Below are 14,672 nucleotides of genomic sequence, written 5' to 3'. Positions count from 1 at the left end.
AAAGGAGATCGCTTATATGAAGCAACAGATTATGTTTGACCTAGACGATACGTTAATTCACTGTAATAAATACTTTTACCTCGTGATCGATCAATTTATTGATGCGATGACTACTTGGTTCGGCACCTCGCCGCTCGTCACCGCACAAGCGATACGGGATAAGCAAATGGAGATCGACATTGCTGCGGTAGCCGTGTTTGGCTTTAAGAGCGAGCACTTTCCGCAATCCTTTGTCGACACCTACATTCACTACTCTCATTTAACGGGACGCAAACGCTCTACAAGTGAAGAAAACTTTCTATGGAAGCTTGGTCTGAGCGTGTATGAGCATGACACCGAGCCCTATCCCAATATGGAGCAAACGCTTTTCTCGCTTGCAGAGGCTGGCCATGAGCTTCACCTGTACACAGGCGGCGAGCTGCCGATTCAACGTCGCAAAATTGAGAAAATGAATTTGGAGCGCTACTTTGGCTCACGTATCTATATCCGCCACTTGAAAAATAGCGATGCATTGGAAAGCATTTTATCCAAGGGCACGTTCGACCGCAGCAGCACTTGGATGGTAGGCAACTCCATACGGACTGATGTCGTTCCTGCTTTAACGGCTGGCATCCATGCCATTCATATGCGCGCAGTAGCCGAGTGGGAGTATAATATTATTCAGATCGAAATCGAGCCTAAAGGTGCCTTCTTGACGCTTGATCACCTTAAGGATGTACCTGACGCTATACATGGTTATGTGAACCGATAATGCAGGCAATAAAATAGACTCGAATCCATCTCGCAAGCACTTGAGACGGTTTCGAGTCTATTTGTTATGAGCAGCGGCGAACTGTCATTGCTCAATGGCTAGCTCACCTGTATCTACATTTCTAAGCACGATTCGGCCTTCCCCTGGTGTGCCGTCTGCGAGCTCAAGCTTCAGCTTCGACGTTTTCCCTTTTTCTATGAGCGCCTTTATCTGTGAATCGGTTAGATTGCGTCCGAAGCTTTCCTTCCAAATGACGAATTTGCAGCCTTCCTTGTAATGCGAGCAGCCATAGCCTTTGCGGCCCATAAAGATTGATCCGCCGCAGCCCGCCCGCGGACAGGTAGTGATCACTGTAGGCGTACTAGAAGCAGCTGTGCTCTTCTGCGCGGTTGCCGTTCCTGCCGCCTTCGTTTTCGTTGCGCGGCTGCGAGGAGCAGTCCCTGCCTTGCCTGCTGCGCCTCGGCCAGAAGCCGGCGCTTCGCTTTCAAACGATGTTTTCGCAGCGCGTGACTGCACACGAACTTTGTCGACAATCATCGTAGCGAACTTTTTCACATTTTCCATAAACTGTCCATCAGAGGCCGTCCCTCTTGATATTTCATTCAAGCGCCTCTCCCATAGTCCGGTCATCTCCGGAGAGGTAAGCAAGTCGATTCCCGCTCCTCTAATGAGCTCTATGGCGGTTCGGCCCTTTTGCGTCACTTGAATTTTTTTCCCCTGCATATCGATATACCCGACATTTTTGAGCCGTTCAATCGTTGCAGCGCGCGTCGCAGGCGTGCCAAGACCCGAGTCCTTCATCGCATCCCGAACGTCCTCGTCCTCAATCTGCTTGCCCGCACTTTCCATTGCCTTTAACAGCGTGCCTTCCGTGTAATGCTTCGGAGGCTGCGTATCCTTCTCTTTCACGATCGCATCCGTACAAGTAATGCCCTCTTCTGCGGAGATCGAGAATGGCTCGTTTACTTCAATTTCCTCTTCCTCGGCCTCATCCTTATCCTTGCCCTTGGCTGTCGTCTTTGCCTTCTCCTTCTTCTGATCGGCATAGATGACCTTCCAGCCCAAGCTCAGCAGCTCCTTGACCGTTGTCTTGAACATCTCGTTCTCGACCTCAGTCAAGACGGTATGCACCTTATACTCAGCAGGCGGATAGAACTGGGACAGAAACCGCCTAACGATCAAATCATAAAGCTTCTGCTCATCCGGACTAAGTCCGTTTGCTTTGCGATTCGTTGGCAGGATGGCATGATGATCCTCTACCTTCGACGGGTTACAAATAAACTTGTTTCCCTTGTGGACAAGACTGCGATTCGCCCCTTTTACAAGCTCGTCATAGGTTGTCCCCTGCAGCGCATTCAGCGTTTTGTGCATCTCCGGAATGTTTTGCTCTGTCACATAGTTCGAGTTCGTTCTCGGATAAGAAATGACTTTATGCTTCTCATATAGCGCTTGCGCCGTATCTAACGTTTTTTTCGCAGAAAATGCGTATTTGCCGTTCGCTTCGCGCTGGAGCAGCGTAAGATCATAAAGCTTGAACGGATACTCCTTCGTCTCCTTAACCTCATACGACGCAATCCGTCCCTGCTTGCCCTTCACCTTAGCTGCAACGGCTTCAACCTTAGCTTGATCGGTCATTCTCTCGGCCTGCCACATGCCTCGGTACGACATCTCATTTTGCGAGAAATGTCCTTCCAGCTCAAAAAACTTCAAGGACGAGAACGCCTCAATCTGCTTCTGACGGTCGTAGATGAGGGCGAGGACAGGCGTCTGCACTCTGCCTACAGAGAGCAGCACATTATGCTTGGTCGTGAAAGCGCGCGAGCCGTTCATCCCAATAAGCCAATCCGCTTCGCTTCGGGCTGTTGCCGCACGCGTCAAATTCTCGTACTCGGCTCCCTCTTTCAGCTCGGCGAACCCTTTGCGAATCGTCTCCGGCGTTAGATCCGAGATCCATAGACGTTTTACCGGCTGGCTAAGCTTAAGATGGCGCTGAATAAGCGAGAAAATATATTGCCCTTCCCGCCCCGCATCGCAGGAATTGACAAGCAAGTTGCTGCGTTTAGCAAGATCGCCGATTACTTTAAGCTGGTCGATCGTTTTTTTGTTAGGCACCAGCTTGAATTGCGAAGGAATGATCGGCAGATCGTTGATATTCCACTTCTTATATCGATCGTCGTAAGCATCGGGCTCCGCAAGCCCGATCAAATGCCCGATTGCCCACGTAATAATGTATTGTTCGCCTTCTATGTAGGAACGGTGATTTTTTGCTTTGGGATCGATTGCGGCTGCAATATTTCTGCCCATATCCGGTTTTTCCGCAATGATTAATGTCTTCAAAAGATAATCGCTCCTTCTTAAAGCATTTCATAAGCATAGCTGGTTGTGCCACCCATACATGACATCAAATCGCTTCGCACTGCCTTGCCTCTAAACATTTTACAGACTTCTCGTCCAAAAAGGAATCCTTTTTCGTGTTCCTTGCGACAAGTGCCGCCAAAAAAAATAAAACCCAACGGGACGTTTGTCCCAATTGGGTTCACTGTACTATGGCTCATACAAACCGGAAACTTCCCCTATTCGCCAGCTGTTGGAGCTTCCAAGTAAGCCTTAATGGAGGTGAAAATGGAGCGGACACCGTCCGACCAATTGGGGTCCTCCGCATACTTCCGATTGATCCATGTGAACGGGTCCACATCCGCAGGTCGGCCCTTGCTTAAATTAAAAACCGTTCGCGCCGCGATCTCGGAGGATTGCCCGATATTCGTATTAAATTCCTTCCAGCTATGAAAAACGTTAAAAGGATTATTAGCAATCTGCTTATGCTGCTTATTCGTCTTCGGCACAAAACCCTGCTCTTGGCCCGTGATGGCAAACAAAACAACAGGGTGAATATCGAAGCCTTTGGCAGCTTTTACGATAGCATCAAAATATGGTTCTTCCGCCAAAATGGAGGATTTGCTCTCCAAAAATGCAATCAATCGCGCTCGGTCAATATCAACATAACGGAGCTCATCAGGAAGCCCATCCAATGGGACCGTAAGCTTCTGAGCAGGCTTCACAGCGACAGTTGGCTGAAGCTTATGCTCGGAGGGCCTACTCAAAGAGCCGCCATAAAACAAGGTAGCTATGACCAAAAGCAAACATAATGCACTATACATGTAAGCTCTAGCTCTTGGCTTACGAGATACAGGAATTCTCCGCTTTGCGGTGGGTAATGCAATGACCTCGGCAACACCTGCAGCAGCTGCTTCAGCTCGAACCTGGACACCTTCTGCTAATAACAACCCTCTCAGCTGCGTCAAAAGGCCTTTCTCAGCCTCCGTAGGCGAGAAGTCCGATTGCTCCCTGGAAGACGACAGCTCGTCCATTAGACGCTGCATGACGGGCTTCACACAGCTTACATTCAGCTGCATCTCGATCCAATCATGGAAGGGCTCATAAATATGAGTGTCAGATCGGTCCAGTAATAAACAAACCTGAAAAATATCTTCCGCTCTTACTGGTCTTTGCCGCTCCAATACGGTTGTTCGAATCAATGTCTCCGTGATGAATCGCTTCACGCTGCTCTCGAAATCCGGCAATTGCTTATGTATGATCCGTTTGACCGCATCCGCTACGATCTCCGCCCGTTTCTCTTGCGGCATCGCAGCGTATTTGTGCTGAACGTAGCTTCGAATGTTCCGAACATCTGCCTCTGACAGAACGTATGCTTCATCGGCTGGCATGACGAATCGCCCCTTCGTGTCATCTCAAACCGATTTTACCACATCTTTCCTTATGAGAGTGAGCTAAGTTTTCGAATCTCAGCTTGAATATGCGGCTGCGTAATAAAAGCAGTAATTTGCTCCTTTTCGCCTACCGTAAACTGATACTCGCAATCGCAGCCCTCATCCAGCGGCACCATTTGCGCGATCGTCCCGTCGATGGTACAAATGACAAGTGCCGTAAAATCAATGAGATCATCTGGGACTTCCGTCTCTGGCGCAAGCTCGAAACGAAGTACGATATCTACCCATTGCTCGTTCCTTAGCTCGATTGTAGGCTGAAAAGAGCGGAATTTAAGCTCGGTTATGCGGTCTAGCCCATACTTAATCATGTCGTGCCTCCTAAGCTCTCTAGAAACTAGTGTTTTCCACAGCAAGAAAAGCGCCCGAAGGCGCTTCTCTTCTATCCTATTAACCTGTTCTCGTTCATTTAAGGAAGCATTGAGGTACCCATCAAATACTTATCTACCTCGCGGGCAGCTTCGCGACCTTCGTTAATTGCCCATACAACCAAGCTTTGACCGCGACGCATATCGCCAGCTGCAAACACTTTGTCAACATTTGTCGTATATTTGCCGTATGTCGCTTTTACGTTCGTGCGGCGGTCTTGTGCAAGACCAAGCTGCTCGATCAGCGTCGTTTCAGGACCTTCAAAGCCTACCGCGATGAAAACAAGATCCGCAGGCCATACTTTTTCCGTTCCTGGAATTTCGCTATATATTTTACGTCCAGTCTCATCCACTGTACGCTCAATTTGAACCGTATGAAGCTCTTTCAGGTTGCCGTTTCCGTCGCCGACAAATTTCTTCGTCAGTACGGAGAATGCCCGAGGATCTTCGCCAAATAGTGCTTTCGCTTCCTCTTGCGCGTAATCAAGCGTGTACACATTCGGGAATTGCGGCCAAGGGTTGTTAATGCTGTCGCGAACCAGAGGAGCCTTCGCATGCGTACCGAATTGAGTAACCGATTTGCAGCCGTGACGAAGCGCAGTAGCCACGCAGTCAGTCCCCGTATCGCCGCCGCCAATTACGATAACGTCCTTGTCTTTCGCGGAGATATATTTGCCGTCCTCAAGGTTGGAATCTAAATAGCTTTTGATCGTGCCATTCAAGTAATCCATTGCCATGTGTACGCCATTCAAATCGCGGCCTTCCATTTCAACGTCACGCGCTCTAGTCGAACCGCCGCAAAGTACAACTGCGTCAAAGTTCTCAACAAGCTCATTCGCTGTAATGTCTTTCCCAATTTCCGTATTGACTACAAACTCAACGCCCTCAGCCGCCATCAAATCGACACGGCGCTGAACGACATGCTTCTCAAGCTTCATCGTAGGAATGCCGTAAGTGAGCAAGCCGCCAATGCGGTCTGCGCGCTCATATACCGTTACCGTATGCCCTGCTTTGTTAAGCTGGGCTGCAGTAGCCATGCCGGCAGGTCCAGAACCTACAACAGCAATCCGCTTTCCTGTGCGTACTTTCGGAGGCTGTGGAACGACCCAGCCCTCGTCGAAGCCGCGATCAATAATGGCTTGTTCGATCGTTTTGATCGTAACCGCATCGCCGATTAGGCCAACAGTACAAGAACCTTCGCAAGGCGCTGGACAAACGCGACCTGTAAACTCAGGGAAGTTATTCGTTTTATGCAGACGGTCAAGCGCTTCGCGCCACAACCCGCGATAGATCAAGTTATTCCACTCGGGAATTAGATTGTTGACCGGACAACCCGAAACAGAGCCTGCAAGTTCAATTCCTGTATGGCAATATGGCGTACCACAGTCCATGCAGCGAGCTCCTTGCGTCTTTAGCTGCTCATCCGAAAAATGCTTATGAAACTCTTGCCAGTCTTTGATGCGCTCTAGCGGGTCGCGATCGGCCGGCAATTCGCGCTGATATTCCATAAAACCAGTAGGTGTAGACATGATCGCATTTCCTCCATCCATATTTCCCGTTAACCTCTGTTACGATTCTCTTTCAAACTATATCGGGAATCCATCAAATATTCAATATCAAACTTTCTCAAAAACGAATATTTTGTCTAAAGCACTCGTTTACTATTTTTAAACATCCTAGCATTCAAGTCCTTATGACGTTAATGGATTATCCGTACAATCATTTGCACTTTATGACATATCGTTCGTCAAATGTTCGTGTCTGGCGCAAAAAGCTACTTTTCACGTCGTTTGAACGTTTGAAACGTAAAAGCATAACGATTTTTTTCGTCGCTGTCTCTGCTGTCGCTTTCCATGATCTGCCACTGCGACTCAGAGAATGCGGGAAAGAACGCGTCGCCGCCTTCAATGATCGTATCTACTTCCGTCAGCAATATCGTATCCGCATAAGGCAGCATTTGTGCATAAATATCTGCGCCGCCTATTACCATCAGCTCATCGTTTTTGCAAAGCTCAAGCGCTTCCTCAACCGAATGAACGACTTCACAGCCCTCTGGCTGAAAATCCTGCTGGCGCGTCAATACGACATTCCGGCGGTCGACGAGCGGCTTAGGAAGCGATTCAAACGTCTTGCGGCCCATCAACACCGTCTTCCCGAGGGTCATCCTTTTGAAATAGGCCATTTCAGCAGGCAGGCGCCAGGGCAGCTTATTTTCTATTCCGATGGTACGATTGCGATCCATTGCAGCAATTAACGCAATAGCCATAGCGGCTGGCTCCTCTCTATCTAACAGCTTGATCCGCTACACAGCTACCGGAGCTTTTATAGTCGGATGCGGCTCATAATCTTCAATCGTCAAATCCTCTACTGCAAAATCGAATATTGATTTTTTGTCAGCGTTTAGCTTTAGCTTCGGCAAGGCCTTTGGTTCACGGCTAAGCTGAATGTCGATTTGCGCCAAATGATTCGTATAAATATGGGCATCGCCAAGCGTATGGATGAACTCGCCTGCCTCAAGGCCGCACTCATGCGCAATCATATGGGTTAGCAAAGCATAGCTTGCGATATTGAACGGAATGCCGAGAAAAATATCGGCACTGCGTTGATATAGCTGGCAGGACAGCTTGCCGTTGTTCACATAAAACTGGAACATCGTATGACATGGAGGCAGCGCCATGCCCGGCACATCCTCTGGATTCCATGCGGAGACGATTAGTCTTCTGGAATCCGGATTTTTTTTGATCGTCTCAACAACGTCCCTGAGCTGATCGATCGTGCTGCCTTGCGTGGTCTTCCAGTTCCGCCACTGCTTGCCGTACACATTGCCGAGCTCCCCAAACTCCGCTGCAAACGAATCATCAGTCAAAATCCGCTGCTTAAAGAGCTCCATCTGCTCGTCATAGGCTTTGGCAAAATCAGCATCCGATTGTGACCGAAGGCCAAAATTCGTCATGTCAGGACCCGTATATGACGTGCTCTCGACCCATCTTTTGAACGCCCATTCATTCCAAATGTTATTATTGTGCTGAAGAAGATAACGGATATTCGTGTCACCTTGAATAAACCAAATAAGCTCACTCGCAATTAACCGAAACGGTACGCGTTTGGTCGTTAGCAAAGGAAATCCTTCGCTTAGGTCAAAGCGCATTTGATAGCCAAACGTAGAAACAGTACCTGTACCGGTACGGTCTTCTTTTTTTGTTCCATTCTCAAGCACGTATTTCAACAATTGCAAATAAGTTGTCTCGCTGTTGCTCATATCGTTATCGCCCCCCAATCAAGAAACAAAAATCAGAAAAATAACAATTTATTATATCATTTTCCGCGTTGTCTGTCCTGCTTTCGTTTCTTTCTGAGCGCATGCCTCTCAGGCGCCGATGCATGAAGCCGCTTCTCCTCTTCCGTTTCGGGAATGACAGTTGGGACGACAGCAGGCTTGCCGTTCCCATCAAGCGCAACGAATGTAAAGAAAGCGGTAACTGTCGTTTTTCGAACAGCGGTGAACAAATTTTCAGATTGAACGGACACGTATATTTCCATGGAACTCCGGTTCGTCCACGACACGAATGCTTCAACCTCAATGACTTCCCCTACCCGAATCGGCGCCAAAAAATCAAGGCTGTCCGTCGAAGCGGTTACAACCTGCATGCGCGCATGCCGCATGGCTGCTATTGCAGCTACCTTATCCATATACTCCATCAGCTTGCCGCCAAACATCGTATCGTAATGGTTCGTATCCAATGGGAAAATGAGCTGTGTCATAATCGTTCTTGATTCGCTTGCCGGCTTCGTCGTTTGTTCCACGATCACGTATCCCCCTAACTGTCGTTTGGTAACTCTTTATGCGCAAAGAGGCCCCGCCGGCTGGAAAGCCGCGTGACCTCTAGTAGCGCTAAACGATAAATTTAGTGCGAATTATTTAATGAATGTGTGGATCGGGTGGCCTAGTGCAACTTCTGCAGCATCAAGCACGATCTCTCCAAGCGTAGGATGCGCGTGAATTGTAAGTGCGATATCCTCAAGCGTTGCACCCATTTCGATTGCAAGAGCAAGCTCAGCGATCATATTGGAAGCCTCAAGGCCGATAATTTGCGCACCGAGCACAAGACCGGAATCTGCGTCGGATACAAGTTTAACAAAACCTTCGTTAGCGTTAAGCGACATTGCACGTCCGTTGATTGCGAACGGGAATTTGCCGACTTTTACGTTATGGCCTTTTTCTTTTGCTTCCTTCTCGCTGAGACCAACGCTTGCGCATTCTGGATCAGAGAAGCATACTGCTGGAACGCATTTATAATCGATAACGCTTGATTGACCCGAGATGGCTTCCGCAGCAACGCGGCCTTCATACATCGCTTTGTGCGCAAGCGCTGGTCCAGCAATGATGTCGCCAATCGCATAGATGTGCGGAATGTTCGTACGGCATTGCTCATCAACTTCAACTAGTCCGCGATCGGACAGCTTCACGTTGATAAGGTCAAGGCCAAGCTCGCCATCGGTATTTGGACGGCGTCCAACCGTTACAAGCAAGTAATCAGCTGTTACTTTTTCTTCTTTGTCGCCCACGGTATACGTTACCGTAACGTCTTTATCCGTTTGCTCAGCGCCTTTTGCTTGTGCGCCAGTAATGATATCCACGTTCGTGCTTTTTAGTTTCTTAGCGACGATGGATGACATATCTTTGTCAAAGCCCGGCAAAATAGCGTCGGAGCCTTCGATTACCGTTACTTTGGTACCGAATTTCGAATACATTTGACCAAGCTCGATACCGATATAGCCGCCGCCGATTACAACGAGGCTCTTCGGAATTTCCGGCAAGGACAAAGCGCCTGTCGACGATACGATACGGCCGCCGTAAGGGAAAGCTTTTAGCTCGATCGGACGTGAGCCGGTAGCGATAATACAGTTTTTGAAACGGTAGCGCGGCGCTTCTTGATCGTTGAATACGCGCGCTTCATTTTCGTTAATGAACATCACTTCGCCTTGGAAATATTGGACTTTGTTTGCTTTCAATAGAGAAGCAACGCCGCCTGTCAATTTTTTGACGATACCTGCTTTAAACTCTTGCACTTTCGTAAAGTCAACCTTCGCTTCGCCAACTTCGATACCGAAAGCAGATGCGTGGCTGATTGACTCATATTGATGAGATGCGGAAATAAGTGCTTTTGATGGGATACAGCCCACGTTCAAGCATACGCCGCCAACATATTCTTTATCCACGATGAGTACGTTTTGACCAAGCTGAGCAGCGCGAATCGCCGCAACATAACCGCCAGGGCCCGCACCAATAACTAGAGTGTCAATATCTAGGGAAGCATCACCTACGACCATGTCTTATACCTCCATTATGAACAGTTCTGGTTGGCCCAGAAGTGTTTTGATGTAATTCATAAAGTTTTGTGCTGTCGCACCGTCAATGAGGCGGTGGTCAAAGCTTAGTGATAGAGCCATTACTGGAGCAGCAACGATTTCGCCATTGCGAACGATCGCTTTCTCCGTAATTCTGCCTGTTCCAAGAATCGCAACTTCAGGGAAGTTGATGACTGGCGTGAAGAACATACCGCCGGCAGATCCGATGTTCGAGATCGAAATCGTGCTGCCTTTCAGCTCATTTGCAGCAAGCTTGCCGTCGCGGCCGCGAGCAGCTAGATCACGGATAGAATCCGCGATTTTGAACAGGTTTTTACGGTCTGCATCTTCGATAACCGGAACGATTAGACCGTTATCCGTATCTGTTGCGATACCGATATTGTAGTATTTGCGCAATACGATTTCTTGGTTTGCCTCATCAAGCGTCGCGTTCAAGATCGGGAACTCACGGCAAGCAGCCACAAGAGCTTTCACGATGAACGGCAGATACGTAAGCTTGGAGCCTTTTTTCTCGGCATATGGCTTATATTTAGCACGAAGTGCAACGAGCTCGGTTACGTCAACTTCATCCATAATGGTAACGTGCGGAGCTGTATAAACGGATTTAGACATCGCATTTGCAATGATTTTGCGGATACCTTTGAACGGTACGCGCTCTTCTGGACGGTAAGCTGTACCTGTCGCTGCTGGTGCGGCTTTTGCTTCCGCTTTAGCTGCTACTTCAGTATTGCTTTGTTGTTCTGCTGCCGGAGCTGCATCGCTTGCAGCTGCTGGCGCGCCGCCAAATCCAGTCACATCATCGCGAGTAATACGTCCATTTTTGCCAGTTCCGCCGACTTGAGTCAGGTCTACGCCCTGCTCGCGTGCAAATTTGCGAACGCTAGGCGTTGCAAGCACCAGTCCGCCTGTAGCTTTAGGAGCTGTCGCTGCTGCAGCAGGTGCTGCATCCGCTTTTGGTGCTTCTGCTGCTGGTGCAGCCGCTGCAGGCGCTTCTGCTTTAGGAGCTTCTGCTGCCGGTGCCGGAGTCGCTTGCTCAGGCAATTCGCCTTCTGCATCGATAATTGCAACGATCTCACCAACGTGGCATACTTGACCGTCTTTAACGAGCACTTCAAGGACTTTCCCGTTTACAGGGCAAGGCACCTCAACGATCGCTTTGTCGTTTTGAACTTCCATAATAATGTCATCATCTGTAACCGTATCGCCGACTTTGATATGCACTTTAATAATTTCGCCTTCGTGCAAGCCTTCGCCGAGCTCTGGGAAACGATATTCGAATTTAGCCACCGCGTGTAACCTCCTTTAAAAGTTCAGTACTTTTTGTACGGCTGCAGAGATACGCGCTACCGAAGGAAGCCACGCATCCTCTACTAGAGCAAACGGATATACGGTATCCGGTCCAGCTACACGAAGTACTGGCGCTTCTAGGTGCAGAATTGCTTTTTCATTGATTTGGGCAATGATTTCAGCTGCTGCGCCGGATGTTTTTTGTGCTTCTTGAACGACGATTGCACGGTTCGTTTTTTGAATCGAAGCAACGATTGTATCGATATCAAGCGGAAGCAGTGTGCGAAGATCGATAACCTCTGCACTCACGCCTTGTTTTTCAAGCTCTTCTGCAGCTTTGACAGCTGTATGAACCATCAAGCCGTAAGAAATGATCGTTACGTCAGTACCTTCGCGAACAACGTTCGCCTTACCGATTTCAACGGTATATTCGCCTTCTGGAACCTCAGCCTTGAATGCGCGGTACAGGTTCAAATGCTCCATAAAGAATACAGGATCATTGTCGCGGATAGCGGAAATCATCAAGCCTTTTGCATCGTAAGGATTGGAAGGAATGATAACTTTGATACCTGGTGTTTGAATAGCAAGACCTTCAAGGGAATCCGTGTGCAGCTCAGCCGCTTTCACGCCGCCGCCAAAAGGCGTACGGAATACGATTGGCGAATTGTAGCGTCCGCCGGAGCGATAACGCATACGGGCAGCTTGGACAAACATTTGGTCAAGCGCTTCATATATAAAGCCTACGAATTGAATTTCGGCAATTGGACGGAAGCCTTGCAAGCCCATCCCTACTGCCATACCTGCTAGCGCTGATTCGGCAAGCGGCGTATCGAATACCCGTTCTTCACCAAACTCATCCTGCAAACCTTCTGTCACACGGAATACTCCGCCGACCTTACCTACGTCCTCACCGAAGATGACAACGTTTGAATCGCGTTTAAGTTCTACGCGCATCGCATCGCGAATTGCTTCCAACATATTCATTTGAGCCATGATCGTCTAATCCTCCTCTACTATTGAAAATCGGCCTTTTGCTCTTCCAGATATTGCGGTGTTGTTTCGAACATGCTATCGATCAAGCCTGCTACAGTCATTTTCTCAACTGCTTCTGCTTTTTTGATGTGCTCATTAACTGTTGCTTTTGCTTCTTCTTTTACGCGGTTTGTGTCCTCTTCTGTCCACAAGCCTTTTTTCTCCATATACTTGCCGAAACGTACGAGCGGATCTTTAAGAGCCCATTCTGCTTCTTCTTCTTTTGTGCGGTATTTAGTCGTATCATCGGCCATGGAGTGCGGACGGAAACGGTATGTTAGCATCTCGATCAACGTTGCGCCTTCGCCATTGCGGCCGCGCTCTGCTGCTTCTTGAACGGCTTTGATAACAGCAAGCACGTCCATTCCGTCTACTTGAACGCCTTTGATGCCGGCTGCTACAGCTTTATGTGCAATCGACAAAGCGCCCGTTTGCTTGGAATAAGGCGTCGTAATCGCGTAGCCGTTGTTTTGAACGGCATAAATGACTGGCAGCTTGTATGCGCCTGCAAAGTTCATGCCTTCGTAGAAATCGCCTTCAGACGAACCGCCATCACCTGTATAAGTGATCGCTACACGCTTCTCGTTCTTTTTCTTAAATGCCATTGCAACGCCGGTTGCGTGCAAAATTTGTGCGCCGATAATAATTTGCGGCATGAGCACATGTACATCCTGCGGAATATTTCCGCCTTGTTGATGGCCGCGCGAGTAAAGGAATGCTTGATACAGCGGCAGGCCGTGCCAAACGATTTGAGGCATATCACGGTAGCCTGGGCAAATGAAATCGTCTTTGTTCAGTGCGTATTCGCTGCCGACCATCGATGCTTCTTGGCCGGATACGGGTGCGTAAAAGCCGAGTCTGCCTTGACGTCCAAGGTTAACAGCGCGCTCATCCCAAGTACGGGTAAATACCATGCGGTACATGACTTCTTTTAATTGATCATCGGACAATTCCGGTAAAAAATCCGGGTTAACAACTTCCCCTTCGAGTGACAAGACAGAAAGCGGAGTAACCGGTTCTGTTTGAACTTCGTATGGCAATTTGCTCATTTTGAACGCTCACCTCAATCGAAATATTTGAAAAACGTTTACCTCTGTTATAGAATTATTATAAACCTGTTTAACGAAAATGGTCAAAGCAAAAAACAAAAAAACCGTTGTTTTTTCGCCGATTCTCATCATTCTCTTAAGAAATTGTATATGCTACAGACTTATTTTTTCAGTATAACAGCATAATACAACAAGATAGAAATAGATGCGATTCCCTTGATTACCTTTCTATTGTTTACCCACATCAGAACCATTCCATTCAACTATTCCAATCATGAGGAGAGAAAGAAATGACAGATGAGCGATATTTAAAGAGAACGATTGTAAAGGAGACGGTGCCAAGCCGCTATTTGCCGGAGCAAGCTCGCAATTTACGCATATTTTTGCCGCCCGGCTACAATGAAGTGTTAAGCTATCCTGTTGTGTATTGCCAAGACGGGGAAGACTTTTTCAATTTCGGTAGAATCGCGACTACCGCAACTAAATTGATTTTGGACGAAGGACTGGAGCCTTTCATTATTGTAGGCGTTGACGTGGACAAAAAGCTGCGCACGGAGGAATATACCCCTGACGGCAATCGGCATAATGCCTATATTCGTTTTTTTGCCGAGGAGCTTATACCATTCGTTGAGGAAAAGTATGCCGTACGGCAAGAGCCTGAGCATCGGCTGTTAGCGGGCGATTCATTAGGCGGCTCTGTTTCCCTGCATTTGGCGCTGGCCTATCCGAACCTCTTTACCCGCGTCATGTCCTTGTCCGGCGCTTATTATGGCGTTTCCCAAAATATCATTTCAGCAGCAGGCGACCTTAGCTGGCTCACGATCTACATGATCGTTGGACTGCAGGAGGATGCATACGAAACCGACCGTGGCATTTTCGACTTTGTCGCTTTGAACCGCAATGCAAAGGCCCTTTTGGAGCTGAAGCAAGCCACGATCTTCTATGAAGAGAAGGACGGCAAGCATCAATGGGGCTTCTGGCAAAAAGAGCTTGACCAGGCGCTTACCTATTTTATCGAGGTTGAGTAAGA

Annotated in this window: 13 protein-coding genes; 2 read left to right on the top strand and 11 right to left on the bottom strand. The window is 48.3% G+C overall.

Annotated elements, in window-relative coordinates:
- The first annotated feature begins 16 nt into the window (after window positions 1–16).
- Window positions 17–751 carry an HAD family hydrolase gene (locus HI950_RS03585; RefSeq protein WP_169081559.1) on the top strand — a complete coding sequence of 245 codons (735 nt, stop codon included), beginning with the start codon at window positions 17–19 and terminating at the stop codon, window positions 749–751.
- A gap of 84 nt (window positions 752–835) precedes the next feature.
- On the opposite strand, the gene HI950_RS03580 is transcribed toward HI950_RS03585, so the two are convergent.
- The 11 genes from HI950_RS03580 to pdhA form a co-directional block, all read right to left on the bottom strand.
- The gene (locus tag HI950_RS03580) at window positions 836–3,088 is read right to left on the bottom strand and encodes a type IA DNA topoisomerase (RefSeq protein ID WP_169081560.1); all 2,253 of its coding nucleotides are present in this window, start codon (window positions 3,086–3,088) and stop codon (window positions 836–838) included.
- A gap of 236 nt (window positions 3,089–3,324) precedes the next feature.
- Complete coding sequence (locus HI950_RS03575) at window positions 3,325–4,476, bottom strand: glucosaminidase domain-containing protein (RefSeq protein WP_169081561.1); 1,152 nt, start codon at window positions 4,474–4,476, stop codon at window positions 3,325–3,327.
- A 50-nt stretch (window positions 4,477–4,526) separates the two neighbouring features.
- Complete coding sequence (locus HI950_RS03570) at window positions 4,527–4,847, bottom strand: hypothetical protein (protein WP_169081562.1); 321 nt, start codon at window positions 4,845–4,847, stop codon at window positions 4,527–4,529.
- Window positions 4,848–4,945: 98 nt separating this feature from the next.
- The gene (locus HI950_RS03565) at window positions 4,946–6,433 is read right to left on the bottom strand and encodes a glutamate synthase subunit beta (protein ID WP_169081563.1); all 1,488 of its coding nucleotides are present in this window, start codon (window positions 6,431–6,433) and stop codon (window positions 4,946–4,948) included.
- Window positions 6,434–6,678: 245 nt separating this feature from the next.
- The gene (locus HI950_RS03560; protein WP_169081564.1) at window positions 6,679–7,170 is read right to left on the bottom strand and encodes a dihydrofolate reductase; all 492 of its coding nucleotides are present in this window, start codon (window positions 7,168–7,170) and stop codon (window positions 6,679–6,681) included.
- 36 nt (window positions 7,171–7,206) lie between these two features.
- On the bottom strand, window positions 7,207–8,163 hold the full coding sequence (locus HI950_RS03555; protein ID WP_169081565.1) for a thymidylate synthase: 957 nt from the start codon (window positions 8,161–8,163) through the stop codon (window positions 7,207–7,209).
- A 56-nt stretch (window positions 8,164–8,219) separates the two neighbouring features.
- The gene (locus HI950_RS03550; RefSeq protein ID WP_169082202.1) at window positions 8,220–8,666 is read right to left on the bottom strand and encodes an acyl-CoA thioesterase; all 447 of its coding nucleotides are present in this window, start codon (window positions 8,664–8,666) and stop codon (window positions 8,220–8,222) included.
- A gap of 153 nt (window positions 8,667–8,819) precedes the next feature.
- A complete protein-coding gene (lpdA, locus tag HI950_RS03545; RefSeq protein WP_169081566.1) occupies window positions 8,820–10,235 on the bottom strand; it encodes a dihydrolipoyl dehydrogenase in 1,416 nt (471 codons plus the stop codon).
- A 3-nt stretch (window positions 10,236–10,238) separates the two neighbouring features.
- Window positions 10,239–11,561 (bottom strand): dihydrolipoamide acetyltransferase family protein, encoded by a 1,323-nt coding sequence (locus tag HI950_RS03540; protein ID WP_169081567.1) that lies wholly within the window; start codon window positions 11,559–11,561, stop codon window positions 10,239–10,241.
- Window positions 11,562–11,576: 15 nt separating this feature from the next.
- Window positions 11,577–12,554, bottom strand: a complete 978-nt coding sequence (locus HI950_RS03535; RefSeq protein ID WP_053376202.1) for an alpha-ketoacid dehydrogenase subunit beta — start codon at window positions 12,552–12,554, stop codon at window positions 11,577–11,579.
- A 20-nt stretch (window positions 12,555–12,574) separates the two neighbouring features.
- Window positions 12,575–13,642, bottom strand: coding sequence for a pyruvate dehydrogenase (acetyl-transferring) E1 component subunit alpha (pdhA, locus tag HI950_RS03530; protein WP_169081568.1), 1,068 nt, complete (start codon window positions 13,640–13,642; stop codon window positions 12,575–12,577).
- A gap of 290 nt (window positions 13,643–13,932) precedes the next feature.
- Here pdhA and HI950_RS03525 point away from each other — a divergent pair, with 290 nt between their 5' ends.
- The gene (locus tag HI950_RS03525) at window positions 13,933–14,670 is read left to right on the top strand and encodes an alpha/beta hydrolase (protein ID WP_169081569.1); all 738 of its coding nucleotides are present in this window, start codon (window positions 13,933–13,935) and stop codon (window positions 14,668–14,670) included.
- The last annotated feature ends 2 nt before the right edge of the window (window positions 14,671–14,672 follow it).

Source organism: Paenibacillus sp. PL91 (genome assembly GCF_012935325.2).
Taxonomy (GTDB): domain Bacteria; phylum Bacillota; class Bacilli; order Paenibacillales; family Paenibacillaceae; genus Pristimantibacillus.
Note: the sequence above shows the minus strand (reverse complement) of the source record. Positions and strands in the feature narration are given on the sequence as shown.

Bases quoted from the DNA above. Each gene is read 5' to 3' on its own strand.
- HI950_RS03550 (WP_169082202.1), bottom strand. From the start codon at position 8,666: ATGACACAGCTCATTTTCCCATTGGATACGAACCATTACGATACGATG.
- pdhA (WP_169081568.1), bottom strand. From the start codon at position 13,642: ATGAGCAAATTGCCATACGAAGTTCAAACAGAACCGGTTACTCCGCTT.
- HI950_RS03560 (WP_169081564.1), bottom strand. From the start codon at position 7,170: ATGGCTATTGCGTTAATTGCTGCAATGGATCGCAATCGTACCATCGGA.
- HI950_RS03525 (WP_169081569.1), top strand. From the start codon at position 13,933: ATGACAGATGAGCGATATTTAAAGAGAACGATTGTAAAGGAGACGGTG.
- HI950_RS03585 (WP_169081559.1), top strand. From the start codon at position 17: ATGAAGCAACAGATTATGTTTGACCTAGACGATACGTTAATTCACTGT.
- HI950_RS03555 (WP_169081565.1), bottom strand. From the start codon at position 8,163: ATGAGCAACAGCGAGACAACTTATTTGCAATTGTTGAAATACGTGCTT.
- HI950_RS03570 (WP_169081562.1), bottom strand. From the start codon at position 4,847: ATGATTAAGTATGGGCTAGACCGCATAACCGAGCTTAAATTCCGCTCT.
- HI950_RS03535 (WP_053376202.1), bottom strand. From the start codon at position 12,554: ATGGCTCAAATGAATATGTTGGAAGCAATTCGCGATGCGATGCGCGTA.
- HI950_RS03575 (WP_169081561.1), bottom strand. From the start codon at position 4,476: ATGCCAGCCGATGAAGCATACGTTCTGTCAGAGGCAGATGTTCGGAAC.
- HI950_RS03565 (WP_169081563.1), bottom strand. From the start codon at position 6,433: ATGTCTACACCTACTGGTTTTATGGAATATCAGCGCGAATTGCCGGCC.
- lpdA (WP_169081566.1), bottom strand. From the start codon at position 10,235: ATGGTCGTAGGTGATGCTTCCCTAGATATTGACACTCTAGTTATTGGT.